This window comes from Gynurincola endophyticus, from assembly GCF_003991195.1.
Taxonomy (GTDB): Bacteria; Bacteroidota; Bacteroidia; order Chitinophagales; family Chitinophagaceae; genus Gynurincola; species Gynurincola endophyticus.
On the sequence record NZ_RCWL01000008.1, the window covers coordinates 166,346 to 184,101 of the forward strand.

The window sequence follows — 17,756 nt, forward strand, 5'->3', positions numbered from 1 at the left end:
TTCTGTATGATCAAATCGCAGGTCAAATATATTCAAAGTTTAAGCCATAAAAAACAAAGAGATGAAGATGGTGTTTTTATCGTGGAGGGGTCGAAGCTGGTAGATGAGATGCTTTCCGCTACCAACGTGGATTTGGTGGAATTATATGCACTGGAATCATGGGCAAAAAACTATTCACATTTACCTGTTGAAATGATAGCGTTGCACGAACTTGAAAAGATCAGTGCTTTACAGACACCTAATCAGGTGGTGGGTCTTTTTAAAAAACCGGTTATTACTTCTGCTGTGCCCTTGCATGAACAGCTGATGATTATGCTGGATACAATCCAGGATCCGGGAAATCTGGGAACGATTATCCGTTGTGCCGACTGGTTTGGAATTGAAACGATTATCGCCAGTAAAGATACGGTGGATGCTTTCAATACAAAAGTGGTACAAAGTACGATGGGTAGTATTGCCCGGGTAAAGGTCGTTTATACCGACCTCGAAGAGTTTATAGCGCGTAATCCGCGCCTTGATTATTACGCTGCGGCTTTGGATGGTGCTCCGTTAGCGGGTTTTACACCTATTGAAAAAGGTGTGATTATGATCGGTAATGAGTCTAAAGGTTTGGCAGACAAATTATTAGCGCGGGCAACCCATAAAATAACCATTCCGAGAAAAGGAAAGGCGGAATCGCTCAATGCGGCAGTAGCCACCGCTATTATTCTTAGCCATTGTTAGTGGCATCGGCCGTATGCTGTGCTTCGATGTAGGCGCTGGCTGTTTCCATGGTAAGTGCATCTGCTACCGAAAAATCACCGATTTTGGTTCTTCTTAAAGAACTCAGGTAGGCTCCGCATCCCAGTGCCTGGCCGAAGTCATGCGCAAGACTTCGGATATAAGTTCCGGTAGAGCAAACCACTCTGAAGTGAACTATATTTTGGTCTATATCGGTAATGTCAAAAGTGTTGATGGTGATAGTGCGCGGATCTAATTTTACTTCAATGCCTTTTCGGGCTAATTCATACACTCTCTGGCCGTCTTTTTTTATGGCGGAGTGCGCCGGAGGAATCTGTTGAATAGTGCCGGTGAACGCCTGAGTAGCATTTCTTATAATGTAGGGAGTAATACCTTCGGTACTTTTATGGCCGGCAGGTTCGCTTTCCAAATCGTAAGTAGGAGTTACGGCTCCTAAGGTAAAGGTACCGGTGTACTCTTTTACCTGCGCCATATACTCATTAATTTTTTTAGTGAACTTTCCGGTGCAAACGATGAGTAATCCGGTTGCCAGCGGGTCTAAAGTACCTGCATGACCTACTTTTTTTGTTTTAACCTGATTACGGATTTTTCTTACAACGTCAAAAGAAGTCCATTCAAGGGGCTTATCAATCAACAACACTTTACCGATTGCAAAACTATTCTCCATCCGGCGAAGATAGGTAGATTTTAGTTGAATTGAATCGCTTTCAACGGTTGTATTTTACGTACAATCGTTAAGGGTATCAGCAGGGTTAAGAAACAAAGAAGAATCGTACCGCCGTTAATTAATAACCAGTATTCCCAGCTGAAGGCGATTTCAGCTTTTGATATGTAGTAATGATCTTCGGGAAGTTTCAGCCATCCCCATAAATGTTGTGATAAGAGCAATAGAAAGGCAATGAGGTTTCCCAGTCCGATACCGATTAAAGCAATAATGCAACCCTGATAAAGAAATACTTTCCTGACGAGTTTATTGGTAGCACCGAGCGCTTTTAAAATGCCGGCCATGCGGGTACGCTCCAACACCAGAATCAACAAACAGGTAATCAGGTTTAATGCTGCAATCGCAATCATGATAATCAGTACAATCTGTATGGTTTGGGTTTGAACATTCAGCCAGTCGAACATACCTTCATAAATTTCTTCAATGGTCAGGCTGAGTACCTGATTGGGTAAATTAGCAAAAAGTTCTTCACTCACTTCAGCCATTTTGGTATAATCGTACAAAAAAAGTTCATATCCCCCTACCTGGTTCTGCTCCCAGTTATTCATCCGCTGAATCAGTTTTATATCACCCAGCGCAATGAGTTCGTCATAATCGCTGATACCGGTTTTATAGAGGCCGACAATGGTGAGTTTTCTGGCACGTGGAGAGGCATCGGGCTGAATGAAGTATACTACAATTTCATCGTTGAGCTTCAGATTGAGTTTTTCGGCTGTTTTAACGGAAATATTAATCTCGTTACTGTAGGTAGAGTCGTTAAAGGCCACCCATCTGCCTTCACGGAGAAAGGGTTGTATATTTTCGAAATGGTAATCGGTTCCGATACCTTTAAACAGAATCCCTTCGATTGATCCGGCTGATTTAAGAATGGCGTTTTTGGTAGCAAAGGTCTGGATTGATTTTACCGCAGGATTAGCCAATGCCACTTCTTTGATTTGTTCTGTATTCGGCAGCGGAGCTTCTTCGGCAATCTGTACCCTGGCTGTTTCATAGCTTTGAAAATGGATATGCCCCCAAAAGCTAAAAACTTTATTGGATACAGTTTGTTGAAATCCGTTACCTAATGCCACTGCTAAAATGATGATCATCACACTCACCGCTGTAGCGCCTATACAAAGACGCATAATGAAACGTGAGAACGATTTTTCATGATTAAAAGCAATTCTCCTGGCTATGAAACCTGCAAAGTTCAAAATATTCCTGTTTATTTCAGTCAAAAATATACCGCTATTTTTGAAAAGGAAAGATTTTTTTAAGATACTCTTTGAAAAAGATTTCTTTATCTTCAATTAAATTCGGTTTTTATGAAAAGATTTGGTGTGGTAGCCATGCTGATGCTATGTTTCGGTTTTTTAACTGCGCAGGTGCAGGAAAAAATCTATGATCCATATATACAAACCGTTCAGTTTTATGCCAATGGTAATCCTTTAGCTTATCCGGTAGTATCGCTTGGCGGCCTTGGCGGATTAACACTCGAATTTGATGACCTGGGCGGCGGCGTGAAGAACTATTCTTATACCTACCAGTTGTGCAATGCAGATTGGACACCGGCTTTATTAAGCGAATTTGATTATATCAAAGGCTTTTCCCAGCAAAGAATAACCCGCTACAAACCCTCTTCGGTATCACTGGTCCGATATACACATTATACAGCGTCATTGCCAGAAGGAAATTGTATGCCTTCTAGATCGGGTAATTATCTTTTAAAAGTGTTTAAAGACGGAGATACTTCAAAACTGTTATTTACCAGAAAATTATTAGTGGTTGATTTAAAAGCCGACATTGCGGCGATGGTACAACAACCCTACAACGGGCTTACATTCAATACGCATCAGAAAATTACTTTTCAGGTAGAGTTGCACAAAGGAATTCAACTGGTGAATCATTTAGAGCAGATAAAGGTCGTTATATTGCAAAACGAACGTTGGGATATTGCTAAACAAAATATAGTACCCACATTCGTAGCAGGTGGCCGGTTAGAATTTAATGCCGAACGCGATGCCGTATTTCCGGCAGGGAAGGAGTGGCGTTGGTTAGACCTGAGAAGTTTACGCTTTTTGAGCGACCGGATGAAAAATATCAAACAGCATAAAGACTATACGGAAGTGTTTTTGAAAGAAGATGGTGACCGCAGCGGATTAAAAATTAACTTTTTCAGAGATAATAACGGTGGTTTTTTTGTTGATGCAACAGAGTCGATCGATCCTGTTTTTCAGGGTGATTACGCAAAAGTACATTTTACGTATGTGCCGTCTGCTGAAAATGCGCTGACCGGTAAAGAAGTGTATCTGATTGGTAAAATGAATAACTATTCACTGGATCCTGCCGCAAAAATGGTACGTAATGCCAATGGGGTTTATACCACCGACCTGGTGTTAAAACAGGGGTATTACGACTATGGTTATGTGGTGATAGACCCGGCTGATCCTAAGAAACAGCCTTTAAATGAATTTACGGAAGGAAATTACTGGGACACCGAAAATAACTACACTATTCTCGTGTATTTCAGGCCCATTGCGGGTCGCGCAGATGAGCTAATCGGCTATACGGTAGTGAATTCGCTCGATGGAAATAAGATATCACGATGAATTTTAAATAATTATTAAGAAAGATTTTGTTCGAATTCATTCATTTCTATATCTTTGCACCGGCAGGTCTTACACGACCAGCTCCTGTTAAATCCCCCAGGGTCGGAAGGCAGCAAGGGTAAACGGTTGTAGCGGTGCGATGTAAGTAATCTGCCATTTTTTATTTTATTCTTCTTGTTGCTTGCACCCGCTGTTTTCAAATTACTTCAGAAAATTGTACATTTACCTTCAAATTTAATGCGACATGAAATTTTTTATTGATACCGCTAATCTTGATCAGATCAAAGAAGCGAACGATTTAGGTATTTTAGATGGTGTAACTACTAATCCGTCTTTAATGGCGAAAGTAGGCGTGAAAGGACAACAGGCAATTATGGATCACTATGCAAAAATTGCTGAGATTGTAGATGGTGATGTAAGTGCAGAGGTATTCTCAACTACTTTCAACGAAATTGTAGAAGAAGGAAAAAAATTAGCAGCCATTCATCCAAATATTGTGGTAAAAGTTCCAATGATTAAAGACGGAATCAAAGCCTTGAAATGGTTTACCGATAATGGTATTAAAACCAACTGTACATTAGTATTCTCTGCCGGTCAGGCAATTCTGGCTGCAAAAGCAGGTGCTACTTATGTATCTCCGTTTATCGGCCGTATCGACGATAGCAATTGGGATGGTGTTCAGTTAATTGAGCAGATCGCTCAGATTTACAGTCTGCAAGGATATAAAACAGAGATTTTAGCTGCTTCTATCCGTAGCCCGTTACACATTGTACAATGTGCACAGGCCGGAGCTGATGTAATTACTTCTCCTTTAGATCCGATCTTAGGATTATTAAAACATCCGTTAACGGATATCGGTTTAGCAAAATTCCTGGAAGATGCTAAAACGATGGGTTAATCGTTGAATATATTAGTAATAGAATCCCTTTACATTTTGTAGAGGGATTTTTTTTTGCCATTCGGAAATCAAGGAATTAAGAGGTGGCTGCTAAACTTTCGAATACATCTCGTAGCTCGCTTTTAGATCGCCCCCTGAATATGTTAGGTGTTAATAGAATAATACTTTTTTATTTTATCAGAATAGGCTTGAATGTTCTTAATTCTTCCTCTGTTTGAAAGCCATTTACAACATGAAGGAAATGAAGCTAGTTGTAAGCTAATGAAGAAAAACGAATTGCTTTGTCAGCAGCATTCTCCCCCCCTCGCGCCGGATGGTATCCGGTGCGAATAAAATAATGTTTTTTTATCTTATCAGAATAGGGTTGAATGTTCTTAATGCCTTCTATGTTTGAAAGCCATTTACAACATGAAGGAAATGAAGCCAGTTGTAAGAGAATGAAGAAAAAAAAGAATTGCTTCGTCAGAAGCATGCTTCATTTACTTTTTCCTTCATTAACTTCCTGTTTCCAATTGGGGTTTAAAATGGAATCAGTTATAAGTAAGGGAGGCTTAAATCAACTTCCTTGCTGAATGGTAAAAACAAACCATTCAGCAAGGATACTTCAATATATTACTAAGCATTTTTCAAAACATCTATCTCTATCTTCCGCATTTTCATAAAGGCTTCTACCGCCTGCGGTGATTGAATCATCGAGGTGAAGTTTCTGGGTATTACCTGCCAGAACACATTGTATTGATCGCTGCACCATCCGCACATGCTTTCTGCACCGGTGGCGGTGAATTTTTGCCAGTAGTAATCAATCTCTTCCTGGTCATTACATTCCAGTACAAACGAAACACCTTCATTAAAATTAAATGCATGCGGAATGCCACTGTCCATCAGAATGAACCGTTGTTTTTCGAGCTCTATTTCTGAAAACATGATTTGCCCGGCGGTAGTACCCGCCTCCTCAGGATAACGTTCTATCTGTAGCGTCATATGTTGTGGAAATATTGAACTATAGAATTCAATCGCTTCGTGCGCCTTGCCCTGTACCTCGTTGGCAAATAATAAGGAAGGTTTCCATTCACCGGTTTGCGGGTAGTTTTCATCCCAGGTAATTTGCCAGCTCGTATGGTACCGGTCTTCTATCCACCCGTATTGTGCCGCCCAGGGATATTTTTCAAAAGGCATTAATACCTTGCCTCCGTCACTCAACTGTTCAAATATTTCTTTGGACTCCTGAGCCGAACGGGCATAGAGGAAAAATGAAATACCGGGATTGGGCATAAACTGAGGGCCGCCATTCAGCAGTAAAATCTTTTTATCGAATACCTGTAGCTGTACCGCTACCGGATTATCTTCTATAATTGAACAACCCGGCAATACCAATTGATAAAACTCAGCCGCTTCCCGGCCAGTCTGATTATGCCATACGCATGGATAGATTGTTGGTGACATCGTGAATAGATTTAAACGTTAGAAACCGTTTTTCTTTCTGCGGGTTTGTTTTTGAGGGGGTAATACTTCATCGGGACTCACCACTTTACCCCAGTCTTCCAGAATTTTAATGTAGATTTCTGTTGATTGCTGAATCGATGTATCAGCTTTTAACAATACGGATACCTGAACTTTTTCAATGGAAGAAGTATCCGGAATCCACAGTGAATTACCCTTGAAGCTTCCGTAATTTGAATTGAAAATCAAATCTTTATCAGTTAAAGGTTGCCATCTGCCGTTTGATAGCTTCGCATCTACATTAATATAGTTGTAAGTACCCTTTTTCAAACTGTCGGTATACAAATGAAAAAAAATCTGCTGCACTTTCTGGGCTTTGACACCTACGGCAACAGGGAGCAAAAACAATAAAAAAGCTACTCTTTTATAAATCATTGAAAATCAGTTGGGCTTATCCTATTAAGATACGAATTTAAACGCTGAAATCCTAAAAATCAGTGTTAAGTTATCGATAAAAACAGATTCAGGCTTACGTGAACAACATGTGAAAAGAATGTCAGTACTTCTGTTTCAGTAATTTATGATAATTCGGTGAAAAATTATTAAAATTGAGGTTCTGGCAGGCTATATAATGTAGCAGCATTCATATATATTTGCTGTCCTTTAAATTAGATAATGTGCGACTAAAGAGCTTAGAAATCAAAGGTTTCAAGAGTTTCGCTGATAAAACAGTACTCCATTTTGACGAAGGTATTACGGGTGTCATTGGTCCGAACGGATGTGGCAAAAGTAATATTATTGACAGTATCCGATGGGTAATTGGGGAGCAAAAAATCTCTCATCTGCGTTCTGAAAACCTGGAAAGTTTAGTATTCAATGGATCAAAAACCCGCTCTGCCAGTGGTTTGGCAGAGGTGAGCCTGACCTTTGAAAACACGAAAAATCTATTACCTACTGAATTCAACACTGTTACCGTTACGCGTAAATTTTACAAAAACGGGGAATCGGAATACCGCTTGAATGATGTGCAGTGCAGACTAAAAGATATCCAGAATTTATTCATGGATACGGGGGTGAGTACGGATAGTTATGCCATCATTGAGCTGGGAATGGTGGATGAAATTATCAAAGACAAAGAAAATTCGCGCCGTAAAATGTTAGAACAGGCGGCGGGAATTACTATTTATAAAACCCGTAAAAAAGAAGCGAAGCAAAAGTTAGATGCTACGGAGCAGGATCTGAACCGTATCGAAGATTTGCTTTTTGAAATTAATAATCAGCTGAAAAGTTTGGAGAACCAGGCTAAAAAAGCTGAAAAGTATTATGAAATCAAAAAGGAATACCGCGAATACAGTATCGAGCTGGCAAAAGCTTCATTGGAAGGGTTCAATGATACTTACCGTGAATTGAATCAGCAGGCTGATGCCGAAACCGATAAAAAGGTTCGGCTGGAGGCTGAAATTGCCAATGCTGAAGCGGGTATCGAGCAGGAAAAAGTAGGTTTTATCGAAAAAGAACGTGCTTTACAAAGCATGCAGTATGAGTTCAATGAATTACTGCAGACTTTACGTACCAAAGAAAACGATAAAAACCTTGCAACGCAACGCCTCAACTTTCTGCGCGAAAGAGAATCTAACCTGCAGGAGTTTCTTCAGAAAAGTGAGGGCCAGTTAAATGGTTTATCAGAAAGTATTGAATTTACCCAACTACAGGTTGAAGAAGAGAAAGGAAAACTCGAAACACTTGAGCATTCATTAGACGATCTGAAAGCTGCTTCTGAAGAAAAAAGATCCATCTTTGATGAGAAGAGAGAAGCGGTTGACCGTTTAAGATCTGAAAATTTAAGTATTCAGCGCAATCAGTTTGAAGCTGAGAAAAAAGTTGCTGTAGCTGATACCTCCATACAGAATATTGTTAAAAGTATTGCCCTTCTTGAAGAAGAGCAGGAAGCCCGTCATTCACAGATTAAACAACTCGAAGAAGAGCAAACTGAAAAAGAGCAAACGCTTGAACAAAAGAAGTCTGAGCTGGTCACTTTACAGGAGCAACAGGAGATGATTAAAGAGTTAATCACTGAGGCTCAGCGTTCCATGGAACAACTTCGTCAGCAACTGGCAGAAGAAAGCCGTAAGCTGGATGCTAAAAAGAACGAACACGACCTTTTAAAGTCGTTGATCGATTCAATGGAAGGTTATCCGGAAAGTATAAAATTCTTACACAATAATCCGGATTGGAATCATACAGCGCCAATATTGTCGGATATTATTTATGTAAAAGAAGAGTACCGTGCGGCAGTAGAAAATGTGCTGGAGCCATATCTGAACTATTACGTTGTAAATAATTTTCAGGAAGGATACCGTGCGATTGAATTACTCGATAATAATAAAAAAGGTAAAGCTAATTTCTTCTTACTCGATCAGTTAAACGGCGTATCTCCAAACGGTTCAAACGGCGTATCAGGGGCGATTCCGGCTTTAGACGTGATTGAAGTAGATGCTCCTTATAAAAGCCTGGCGCAACACCTGCTCGGAAATGTATACATCGCCGATCGTATCGATGTAGTCAACAATTCAGGCAATGCCACGATTTTGGAAAAAAGTGGTAAACTGGTGAAAGGGCAATATGCTTTGGTAGGAGGTAGCGTCGGTATGTTCGAAGGAAAGAAAATCGGACGTGCTAAAAACCTTGAAAAATTAGCAGAAGAAATCGAAGTACTGCACACGCAGGTAGAATCTTTGAAGTCGGCTATTCAGGATAAACAAAATGAGCTGTTGGGTTATCAGGAACAATTGAATGATCATGCGATTAAACACGCTCAACAGGAAATTAACCAGTTAACCAATCAGGTATTTGCGTTACAAAACAAGATTGAGAATATCTATGGAATGCAAAGTACTGCCAAAAACAGACTGGAAGAGTTAAACATTACGCTGGAAAGTACTAATAGTTCGATAGAAGGAACCCGTAGTGAGTGGAACCAACTGATTGCAACTTTAAATGAGTTGAAAAATCAATTGGCGATGGCCGAAGAAGACTATCGCATGGCAGAATCGGGTTATGCACAGGCGCAGGAAAATTACAATGAGTTTAACCTGCAGGTAACCCGTCAGCAAAGTAAAATCAATGCATTAACGCAGGAAACCCAGTTCAAAGAAAATCAGCTGAACGACCTGAAACAACAAATAGATGCCAATCAGTCTCAACTGAAACAAACGGTTGAGAGTATCTATGAAAGTGAAGAGGCGTTAGAGAATTCGCAGAACGGGTTAGTTGATTTACTGAAGAAAAAGGAAAGCGACGAACGTACATTGAACGAAGCGGATCAGGCATATTATAACATCCGTAATGAAATTGCTGAAAAAGAATCAGCACTTCGTCAGAAAGCCAAAGAAAGAGAAATGGTAGAGCACCTGCTCACCGAAATAAAAGATAAACTTAACGAGTTGAAACTGCAACTGGCGGGAATGAAAGAACGCCTGAATGTGGAATTTAAAATCGACTTAGATGATATCATCGATCAACCCCGAACCAATGAAGTGCCGGTAGAAGAGCTTCAGGAAAAGTGTGATCGTATGAAAAAACGTTTAGAGAATCTGGGAGAAGTCAATCCTACAGCAATTGAAGCTTTCCAGGAAATGAAAAAACGTTATGAGTTTATACTGGAACAAAAGAATGACCTTGTAACAGCTAAAGACAGTTTGTTACAAACGATTCAGGAAGTAGAAGCTACTGCCAACCAGCAGTTCCTTGATACCTTTAACCAGGTGCGTGAAAACTTCCAGAAGGTGTTTAAAGCATTGTTTACAGAAGATGATACTGCCGATATGGTGTTAATCAATCCTGAGAATTTGGCAGAAACGGGAATTGATATTGTTGCAAAACCAAAAGGTAAGCGCCCATCTTCAATTACTCAGTTAAGCGGGGGAGAAAAAACATTAACTGCTACGGCGTTATTGTTTGCGATTTATCTTATCAAGCCGGCACCGTTCTGTATTCTGGATGAGGTAGATGCTCCGTTGGATGATGCGAACGTAGGTAAGTTTACCAATATGATCAGAAAGTTCAGTGAAGAAAGCCAGTTCATTATTGTAACGCATAATAAACAAACCATGAGTGCTGTGGATGTTATTTATGGGGTAACAATGCAGGAGCCGGGTGTTTCTAAGCTGGTACCGGTAGACTTCAGAAGTTTAAACTAATCAGTAAAAAAAGATAGATGCCATCGTTTTGAAACTAAGAAGTGATGGTAAAAATAAAAAAGGAGCTCATTGAGCTCCTTTTTTATTAAAGTATTTTAGTGAGAGTGAGAACCTTTTCCACCGCCGGTATTAATACCCATGGTAGCAATATCGCGGTCGAACAGATACATACCTCCTTTATCTTCTCCGATTAATGCTAATTTATCAAGAATTGTACGTGCTAAACTTTCTTCTTCGATTTGTTCAGTTACATACCATTGTAAGAAGTTATGTGTAGTATAGTCTTTTTCTTGTAAGCAAAGATCTACTAAGGCATTGATTTCGTTAGATACTTTTACTTCGTGGCTTAATACGATTTCAAAGATTTCCTGTATGCCTTTAAAGTCTTTTTGAGGGGCAGAGAATGCCGGCACGATAGCGTGGCCGCCACGGTCGTTGATGTAGTGAAACAGTTTCAACATATGTTCTCTCTCTTCATCAGAGTGATGATATAAAAATTGAGCGATACCTCCAAGCCCATTCGCTTCGCACCAGGATGCCATTGCCAGGTAATACATCGAAGCATATCCTTCTAAATCAATCTGACGATTTAAAGCTTCTTCAATTTTACTAGATATCATAGTTTTTTATTTTAATATAAGAAATTTATTGCAATTATCCTACCTCGTAACCGTTTCCGGAGAAAATTTTGCTATTCTTCCGTTTCCGCCGGCCATAAACACAGTAGTGCCTTTTTTAGCTTTCATGATCGTGTGATAACCGGTAGTGGATATTTGTTTCCAATGGATACCGCCGTTGCCTGACCAGTCTACTCCGTTCATTCCACAGGTGATGAACTCATTATTTCTGAAATGTGCAATACCGCTGCGGTAACCACCAGGTGCGGATTGTGGTAAAGTATATTCAGGAGTGGCAGCCAGCTTTACTATCACAAAGTTACCGGTGGTATCATTTGGTCTGGTAAAATCGCCCCCTACAATATAGAATTTACCATCGTGTAAAATCATTCCGTTAGCGCCGGTATTACCGGATCCTGATAACAGAGGAAGAGGGTATTTTTGAGCATTAAAGTGTAAAAAGCTTTTCAGGCCGCCGCTTACTGCAAAAATATCGGTTTTTTCAATAATAATATTGGTACCGCTCGCTGCAAAAAAAGCTTCTACAGAATCGGGTTTTTGTAAAATTTTACCCGAAAGATCCTGCCAGCTGATGCCACCGTCTTTGGTTTCTGCTAAAAAGAACTGTCCGTTTACCGGGTCGCCGATGACGAAACCATGTACATCATTTTCAAAATGTAATGCATCTAAGAACATGCCGGCACGGGAATCATTCATGGATAGTTTCCAGTTGAGCCCACCGTCTTCTGTATAAAGAATCTGAGCAGGAGTATCAATAGCAATAATGACAGCTCTTTTATCGTCGAATGCTTCAATATCCCTGAAATCACGGTTTTCATAACCCGGTACCGGATGCCAGGTCCAGCTTTTCCCTCCGTCTAATGATTTTCCGACAGTTCCTTTAGATCCGCTCACCCAGATGATCGAATCGTTTACGGCAGAAAGTCCTCTGAATGATAATCCTTTCTGCTCATACAATGGTATAACAGATTGAGCCCAGGAAAAGTTGTTGACTAAAAGCAGTGTTACTATAAAAATGACAATTCGCATAAACTTATGTTGAAATATACTTTGAAGTTAAAAAATAATATCGTCTGCAGTGTTTGAACGCTCGTTAAACAAACGGTAATTGTTCACACAACTAAATTACTTCAGAAGAAGCTAAAATTCAAGTATACTAAATAGAAATACCGATAAGGGTACCGTAATTTGTGCAAACCTTAGAAGTATAACTACCTGAATTCGTTGACTTTTAGAGGTGAAACGCAATAATATAATGAAAAATTTCGATCTTGTATTAATATAATGTAAGTGTCGTCTAAAATGAATAGTGTGCTTCCTTTATTAGCAATTGCCGGATACTTTACTCCTATGATAATGCTAGTGGTCAGAGGCTTATGGGGTCTTCAGCCTCATTTGTTATTTGCTTCCTACTGGTTATTAAACGGTACCATTAATACATTTGTTTATTTACAGGTATTTGAACCGGAAACCAATGTTTTTTTAGCAACCGGATTGAATCTGATCGATTTTCCGATTGTAGCATTAGGAGTGTATTCGATCGCAAAATCAAGATGGGTTAAATTTGTTTTGTTGACAGGTATTCCTGTGTACGTTATTGCTGCTATTTATGCCGCCATAAAATACTCGCTGGAACCTGAAACACTCATAAATTTTATTCCTATTGCCATTACTATTATTGTGGTTTCTATTGTAGTGGAAATATTTTATTATTTTCAGAAAGTAGAACACACGAAGTATGAAACTTCTATTATCTTCATACTCGGGTCAATCATATTTCATTATCTCTCTTATATCCTCATTTATTTGTTTGAGAACCACTTTCCTGAAGTGGCCAATGTAAAGGATATTTATACAATCTATTATTTCAGCTCTATCATCGCCATGTTGTTTGCGATAATGGCTTTTAGTCAGCGGAGTTTGTTTAAGCAGAAAAATTAATTCAAAAGCTACTGTAAAACAGTGGCTTTTTTTATAACAGCCTGTTGAATGCTGTTGCTGCATGATTTGTTCATGATGAAAACAATTAACAATTTCGGAAGAACAGCCGGAAGCACCCGGGTTATTTTAATATTTTATCTGATTTAAACGATGCATTAATCGTTTATTTTTAAAGTGAATGATTACGATGGTAGTGAGGAAGAAAATATTGCGGATCAGCGAAAAAATGCTGTGAAGGTTGATTGCTTTGTACTGGTAAACATCCTGAATGATGAAGTTGAAATAATTTCCGGCTTCATAAATTAAGAAGCCTAACAGAATCCAAAATGCCGGTCTTTCATAAATAGGATCAAGCGGAGTAAGAGAAATCCAGTCGAACATGACCAGAATAGAATAGCTGAAAAGGAAGATGGCGGTAAAACCTGCAACGATACTGTATAAAACTTTAAGATCGTAATACATGAAGCAACTAATCACAACAATTGCATAAATAACAGACCCGATTTTTAATACTTTTAAAAGTGACTGATTGTAAAGAAGTAAATAAGCAATTAAACTAAAGTAGAAGAATTCTGAAATTTTGTAAGTAATAGTGAGGACGGAAGTAACGGTGGGATCGTTAAAAACATTGAGCAGGGTTTCTGTAATGAAACAGTAAATACAATAAATCATAACGATTCTCATTACCTTAACAAGGCTCCCTGATCTTTGAAGAAGGCTGAAAAATGGAATAAGCAACAGTGAATATTGGGTGATCGATCCGAGCATATTTAAGGTTTCATTACGGGCTATAATTGCTAATATAATATTAATCACATGAAAAGCAATAGCAATTTAGAAAATCTTCTAATGAAGTTAGATATAAATTAAAAATTTAATCTATTCTTTCCGGTAATAATGGTCGATTATTTTTCAATAATGGCATATGCGGTAGGACTCGAGTATGGCCCTCCGGGGTGTTTTGCAGAGTAGTCGAGATTGATCCAATATTCACCATTTTCTTCATGATAGAAGAGTTGATTACTGATATAAGGAGCAAAAAGTAATTCAATGGCTTCTTTCATTCTGGTAAATGATTTCTGGTCGCCACAATACAGTTCCGGATAAACGTGACGATCGGTCAATACGAGCCTGGTTCTGGCGCCGATTGCTTTCATGGTACTCATCATAAGAATGGTATGATCATCGCAATCTCCACCTAATCCGTTTAAAATAGTTTCGTGTGCTGTAGCGAAGTATTCATCTCTGAAAGCATCGGGTACATATTTAAACTGGCTGTTAATTGATTTGAAAAGAGAGAGCTGCCGCACAATAGGGCCGAATTTAGCATGGTATTCATCAAAATAAGCGAGCGATTGATTTACTGCATAGTTTCTAACCAGTGAGTCCTGGTGGTCTATCTTTGCCGCAATACGTTTAGCTACTTTCGTGTATGCATTATCGGTATTTCCCTGTAATAGTTCAAGGTCGATCAGTTTTGATCCTTTCGATTGCCAGTTTTGCAATACTATATCCCGATAGTCGGTAAAGACATTGGTAAAAGTATATTTATTTTCGGTATTACTGATTTGATTAATGGTTAAAGCGATGAGTGCAACGATCGAAAGAATAATTACCAGTAGTTTGGCCCATCTGAAAATAAGGTAGATAATTGAAACGGTCAGAATGATAGAAATGAATAAATCGATGTTGAAATCACCGATCATGATAGGGGGGATAAATCTGTTCATGTAAAGCGCCGCAGGGGGAATCATCAGAATACCCAGTACAAAAGCGAGGGTATTGATCGTATTCCACCAGTTTTTCAACCATACTTCTTTCATAGGCAGAAAATTACAAAAAAATAGCCTGTTTATTTAAACAGGCTGGAAGCTTATAAAAAAATTCACAAATTATTCTTCGTCTTCTTCATAATAGGCATCCTGGTTATCGTTGTAAACACTTTCCCACTCTGCTACTTTCTGATCTGACAATAATTCTAAAATTTCGTGAATAGAGTCGGTCTTTTTTCTCCACTCATATTCTGCAGTTTCACCGTATTTGATTACATACATGCATAAATCCGATTCTACTGCTACTTTAATCAGCTGTAACGCTTCGTTTTCTTTTTCCTGGATCAGGTAATGGCATCCACACTCCAACAATGCATACGAATACATAGGTAATTTCCTCCAACATTTAATTAATTAACAACTTTTCTGGCTAGCAAATCTTCAATGATGAGGTTAGTAGTAATGAGAAAATAATGAGGTAGATTAGACCACAAATTTAGCATTTATTCTTCACTTTCTTTGTTAATTCTATGGGAATAAATATTTAGTTTATTAATGATAATCAAAATTTTATGAATTTTAAAAATATAATATTTGATGCTTTTAAGATTAATTAATTGATACAGAACTTATTAACGATATTTGCATTTTAAAACGATTAACGATGCGTGTTGCAATTAATGGAATGGGGAGAATCGGGCGGCTTTTATTCAGACGATTATTGCAAGAATCTGGGGTACAGATAGTTGCAATAAACGATGTAATGGATCCCGGAAATCTTGCCTATTTATTGAAGTATGATTCCGTTTATGGAACTTTTGAGACACCTTTAGCTTATGAAAAAGGGTTTTTAACGGCAGGCGAACAAAAAGTAGCAGTTTTTCAGCAAAATGATCCGCTTCATTTACCGTGGAAAGATTTGGAGGTAGATTTGGTACTGGAATGCAGCGGACAATTTACTTCTAAAGCCAAAGCTTCTTTGCATCTTAAGGCTGGTGCTCAAAAAGTTTTGCTTTCTACCACCGGGTCGAATGATATTGACTTAATGATTTATGGATTTAACCAGCATCTGTTAACACCCGAAACACAAATTGTAAGTCCGGGTGGTTGTATGACCAACTGTTCAACACATTTATTGTATTTATTTAATTCAATCGGAATTGAATCGGCACAGTTTCATGTATTACATTCTTATACATCCCGTCAGTTATTAGTGGATGGGCCGCATAAGCAATTCAGAAGAGGTCGGGCAGCAGGCGAGTCAATAGTGCCGGTAGAAGTTGATCTGTTTCAATCATTGGAAATACTTTTTCCCATGTTGAAGGGAAAAATCAGCAGTCTGAGTACGCGTATTCCCGTAGCCAATGGTGCAATGGCCGATTTAACACTGGTTTTGAAGCAGCCTGCCACAAAGGAAGAAGTAAATAAGTTGTTAAAGACTGCAGCAGATACAGAGTATAAAGGTATTCTGGAATATACCGAAGAAGAAGTGGTATCATTGGATATAAAAGGAAACAAACATTCACTGGTAATAGATGGTTCGTTAACTACAGTGATCGGAAATCAGGTAAAAGTAATTGCGTGGTTTGATAATGAATACGGTTATACCAGCAGAATAATTGATTGGCTATATTATTGGAACAAACAATAGCAGATTAAAATATTTTAATAAAAAAAGAATCCCTTTCTCCTTAAGGAGAAAGGGATTCTTTTTTTAAACCAGAACATCAAGGTCTGAGAAAGAGATAGGTTTTGTTAAAACATTGTATCTCTCAGTAATGTGGGGATAGAGCATAGGGTTTCCACTCATTAGAATAACTTTCGATGGAAATATTTCCTGATTAAATTCGGTTAATTTATTCCAGCCCATACCATCGGGTAAGTTATTGTCTAATAGTAGTACATCAGGATGTATTTCATTTAAAAGCTTTTCCCCGTCCATTAGATTATGCGCAAAAAATACTTTGTATCTTCTTCTTTGAAAATAAACTTTCAGTAACACGCATAAGTCTGGCTCGTCATCGATAATCAAAACAGTTTTGGGTAAATGCACATCAATAAATTTTACAGTTTAGTAATAACAAAATTCGGGCTTGTAGAAAAGGTTCTACAGTTGAGCAAATAAAATTCGGTACGGTTATTTCATTAGTATATACATCCTATTAAATCAAAAAAACAAAATGATATGAGAACAGGTAAAGTACTTTTAGGCATTTTGGGTGCCGCAGCAGCAGGGGTAGTTATTGGTATGTTATGTGCTCCGGAAAAAGGAAGTGATTTGAGAAAAAAAATACGTAATACCACCAGTGATTGGGCCGATCAGGTGAATGACTTATTGCATAGCAGTAAAGAGAAAGCTGAAGAGCTGGCTCATGAGGCGAAAGGAAAAGTGAATAAAATGAAAAATGATTTAAGTTAATTCAATCAACTCATTACCCTTACCTGCAATTGCGGGTAAGGGTTTTTTATGCCTATGTCAATGAAAGAAAATAAATCGGGTGATAATTTATCAGGATCAGTGATTGATTTATTTAAAGCATATTACAGATATTCTACTTTAACGCTTGCGCAAAAGATAACGATCGTATCTGTATCAATGATTATGTTTTTAATGGTATTCAGTCTTTCGCTGTTCGCTTTTTTATTTTTAGGAATAGCAATCGGTATATGGTTGGGACGTTTTCTGGAGAATCCGATGATGGGATTTTTTCTGATGTCAGGATTATTCATGTTCCTTATCCTGTTGTTTGTTTTATTCCGTAAGATGATTATTAGAAAACTAAGAGATTTAATTGTTAGAAAAGTATATAGCTGA

General features: G+C 38.5%; 18 protein-coding genes and 1 other RNA gene. 9 read left to right on the forward strand and 10 right to left on the reverse strand.

Annotated elements, in window-relative coordinates; translation table 11 throughout:
- Positions 1-6 precede the first annotated feature (6 nt).
- Positions 7-723 carry an RNA methyltransferase gene (locus D9O48_RS14820; protein WP_126973764.1) on the forward strand — a complete coding sequence of 239 codons (717 nt, stop codon included), beginning with the start codon at positions 7-9 and terminating at the stop codon, positions 721-723.
- On the opposite strand, the gene truB is transcribed toward D9O48_RS14820, so the two are convergent.
- Complete coding sequence (gene truB, locus D9O48_RS14825) at positions 710-1,408, reverse strand: tRNA pseudouridine(55) synthase TruB (protein WP_126973765.1); 699 nt, start codon at positions 1,406-1,408, stop codon at positions 710-712. The genes D9O48_RS14820 and truB overlap by 14 nt on opposite strands.
- 20 nt (positions 1,409-1,428) lie before the next feature.
- Positions 1,429-2,658, reverse strand: a complete 1,230-nt coding sequence (locus D9O48_RS14830) for an ABC transporter permease (RefSeq protein ID WP_126973766.1) — start codon at positions 2,656-2,658, stop codon at positions 1,429-1,431.
- A gap of 111 nt (positions 2,659-2,769) precedes the next feature.
- On the opposite strand from D9O48_RS14830, the gene D9O48_RS14835 reads away from it, so the two are divergent.
- From D9O48_RS14835 to fsa, 3 genes are all read left to right on the forward strand, one after another.
- The gene (locus D9O48_RS14835; protein ID WP_126973767.1) at positions 2,770-4,053 is read left to right on the forward strand and encodes a type IX secretion system plug protein; all 1,284 of its coding nucleotides are present in this window, start codon (positions 2,770-2,772) and stop codon (positions 4,051-4,053) included.
- Positions 4,054-4,113: 60 nt separating this feature from the next.
- An RNA gene (gene ffs, locus D9O48_RS14840) (signal recognition particle sRNA small type) lies at positions 4,114-4,212 on the forward strand.
- An 85-nt stretch (positions 4,213-4,297) separates the two neighbouring features.
- Positions 4,298-4,951 (forward strand): fructose-6-phosphate aldolase, encoded by a 654-nt coding sequence (fsa, locus tag D9O48_RS14845; RefSeq protein ID WP_126973768.1) that lies wholly within the window; start codon positions 4,298-4,300, stop codon positions 4,949-4,951.
- Between the two features lie 615 nt (positions 4,952-5,566).
- Here the strand turns inward: fsa and D9O48_RS14850 are convergent.
- Together D9O48_RS14850 and D9O48_RS14855 are read right to left on the reverse strand one after the other, a co-directional pair.
- Positions 5,567-6,394 carry a VOC family protein gene (locus D9O48_RS14850; protein ID WP_126973769.1) on the reverse strand — a complete coding sequence of 276 codons (828 nt, stop codon included), beginning with the start codon at positions 6,392-6,394 and terminating at the stop codon, positions 5,567-5,569.
- 18 nt (positions 6,395-6,412) lie between these two features.
- Positions 6,413-6,826, reverse strand: coding sequence for a hypothetical protein (locus D9O48_RS14855; protein ID WP_126973770.1), 414 nt, complete (start codon positions 6,824-6,826; stop codon positions 6,413-6,415).
- Positions 6,827-7,068: 242 nt separating this feature from the next.
- On the opposite strand from D9O48_RS14855, the gene smc reads away from it, so the two are divergent.
- Positions 7,069-10,590 (forward strand): chromosome segregation protein SMC, encoded by a 3,522-nt coding sequence (gene smc / locus D9O48_RS14860; protein ID WP_126973771.1) that lies wholly within the window; start codon positions 7,069-7,071, stop codon positions 10,588-10,590.
- 95 nt (positions 10,591-10,685) lie between these two features.
- Here smc and D9O48_RS14865 read toward each other — a convergent pair whose 3' ends face one another.
- Positions 10,686-11,210, reverse strand: coding sequence for a ferritin (locus D9O48_RS14865; RefSeq protein WP_126973772.1), 525 nt, complete (start codon positions 11,208-11,210; stop codon positions 10,686-10,688).
- Between the two features lie 39 nt (positions 11,211-11,249).
- Complete coding sequence (locus D9O48_RS14870) at positions 11,250-12,257, reverse strand: WD40/YVTN/BNR-like repeat-containing protein (protein ID WP_126973773.1); 1,008 nt, start codon at positions 12,255-12,257, stop codon at positions 11,250-11,252.
- A 282-nt stretch (positions 12,258-12,539) separates the two neighbouring features.
- Between D9O48_RS14870 and D9O48_RS14875 the strand changes: the two genes are divergently transcribed.
- Positions 12,540-13,169, forward strand: a complete 630-nt coding sequence (locus tag D9O48_RS14875) for a hypothetical protein (RefSeq protein ID WP_126973774.1) — start codon at positions 12,540-12,542, stop codon at positions 13,167-13,169.
- A 126-nt stretch (positions 13,170-13,295) separates the two neighbouring features.
- On the opposite strand, the gene D9O48_RS14880 is transcribed toward D9O48_RS14875, so the two are convergent.
- The 3 genes from D9O48_RS14880 to D9O48_RS14890 all read right to left on the reverse strand — a co-directional run bounded on the left by D9O48_RS14880 (position 13,296) and on the right by D9O48_RS14890 (position 15,328).
- Positions 13,296-13,841, reverse strand: coding sequence for a hypothetical protein (locus tag D9O48_RS14880; protein ID WP_126973775.1), 546 nt, complete (start codon positions 13,839-13,841; stop codon positions 13,296-13,298).
- A 233-nt stretch (positions 13,842-14,074) separates the two neighbouring features.
- A complete protein-coding gene (locus D9O48_RS14885) occupies positions 14,075-14,992 on the reverse strand; it encodes a transglutaminase domain-containing protein (RefSeq protein ID WP_126973776.1) in 918 nt (305 codons plus the stop codon).
- A gap of 69 nt (positions 14,993-15,061) precedes the next feature.
- Complete coding sequence (locus D9O48_RS14890) at positions 15,062-15,328, reverse strand: hypothetical protein (protein ID WP_126973777.1); 267 nt, start codon at positions 15,326-15,328, stop codon at positions 15,062-15,064.
- Between the two features lie 277 nt (positions 15,329-15,605).
- Between D9O48_RS14890 and D9O48_RS14895 the strand changes: the two genes are divergently transcribed.
- Positions 15,606-16,592 (forward strand): type I glyceraldehyde-3-phosphate dehydrogenase, encoded by a 987-nt coding sequence (locus tag D9O48_RS14895; RefSeq protein ID WP_126973778.1) that lies wholly within the window; start codon positions 15,606-15,608, stop codon positions 16,590-16,592.
- A gap of 63 nt (positions 16,593-16,655) precedes the next feature.
- On the opposite strand, the gene D9O48_RS14900 is transcribed toward D9O48_RS14895, so the two are convergent.
- Positions 16,656-16,994, reverse strand: a complete 339-nt coding sequence (locus D9O48_RS14900; protein WP_158624908.1) for a response regulator — start codon at positions 16,992-16,994, stop codon at positions 16,656-16,658.
- A gap of 132 nt (positions 16,995-17,126) precedes the next feature.
- On the opposite strand from D9O48_RS14900, the gene D9O48_RS14905 reads away from it, so the two are divergent.
- Together D9O48_RS14905 and D9O48_RS14910 are read left to right on the forward strand one after the other, a co-directional pair.
- Positions 17,127-17,360, forward strand: coding sequence for a YtxH domain-containing protein (locus D9O48_RS14905; RefSeq protein ID WP_126973780.1), 234 nt, complete (start codon positions 17,127-17,129; stop codon positions 17,358-17,360).
- Between the two features lie 60 nt (positions 17,361-17,420).
- On the forward strand, positions 17,421-17,756 hold the full coding sequence (locus tag D9O48_RS14910) for a hypothetical protein (RefSeq protein WP_126973781.1): 336 nt from the start codon (positions 17,421-17,423) through the stop codon (positions 17,754-17,756).

Bases quoted from the DNA above. Each gene is read 5' to 3' on its own strand.
- D9O48_RS14820 (WP_126973764.1), top strand. From the start codon at position 7: ATGATCAAATCGCAGGTCAAATATATTCAAAGTTTAAGCCATAAAAAA.
- truB (WP_126973765.1), bottom strand. From the start codon at position 1,408: ATGGAGAATAGTTTTGCAATCGGTAAAGTGTTGTTGATTGATAAGCCC.
- D9O48_RS14835 (WP_126973767.1), top strand. From the start codon at position 2,770: ATGAAAAGATTTGGTGTGGTAGCCATGCTGATGCTATGTTTCGGTTTT.
- fsa (WP_126973768.1), top strand. From the start codon at position 4,298: ATGAAATTTTTTATTGATACCGCTAATCTTGATCAGATCAAAGAAGCG.
- D9O48_RS14850 (WP_126973769.1), bottom strand. From the start codon at position 6,394: ATGTCACCAACAATCTATCCATGCGTATGGCATAATCAGACTGGCCGG.
- D9O48_RS14855 (WP_126973770.1), bottom strand. From the start codon at position 6,826: ATGATTTATAAAAGAGTAGCTTTTTTATTGTTTTTGCTCCCTGTTGCC.
- D9O48_RS14865 (WP_126973772.1), bottom strand. From the start codon at position 11,210: ATGATATCTAGTAAAATTGAAGAAGCTTTAAATCGTCAGATTGATTTA.
- D9O48_RS14870 (WP_126973773.1), bottom strand. From the start codon at position 12,257: ATGCGAATTGTCATTTTTATAGTAACACTGCTTTTAGTCAACAACTTT.
- D9O48_RS14880 (WP_126973775.1), bottom strand. From the start codon at position 13,841: ATGATTTATTGTATTTACTGTTTCATTACAGAAACCCTGCTCAATGTT.
- D9O48_RS14885 (WP_126973776.1), bottom strand. From the start codon at position 14,992: ATGAAAGAAGTATGGTTGAAAAACTGGTGGAATACGATCAATACCCTC.
- D9O48_RS14890 (WP_126973777.1), bottom strand. From the start codon at position 15,328: ATGTATTCGTATGCATTGTTGGAGTGTGGATGCCATTACCTGATCCAG.
- D9O48_RS14895 (WP_126973778.1), top strand. From the start codon at position 15,606: ATGCGTGTTGCAATTAATGGAATGGGGAGAATCGGGCGGCTTTTATTC.
- D9O48_RS14905 (WP_126973780.1), top strand. From the start codon at position 17,127: ATGAGAACAGGTAAAGTACTTTTAGGCATTTTGGGTGCCGCAGCAGCA.
- D9O48_RS14910 (WP_126973781.1), top strand. From the start codon at position 17,421: ATGAAAGAAAATAAATCGGGTGATAATTTATCAGGATCAGTGATTGAT.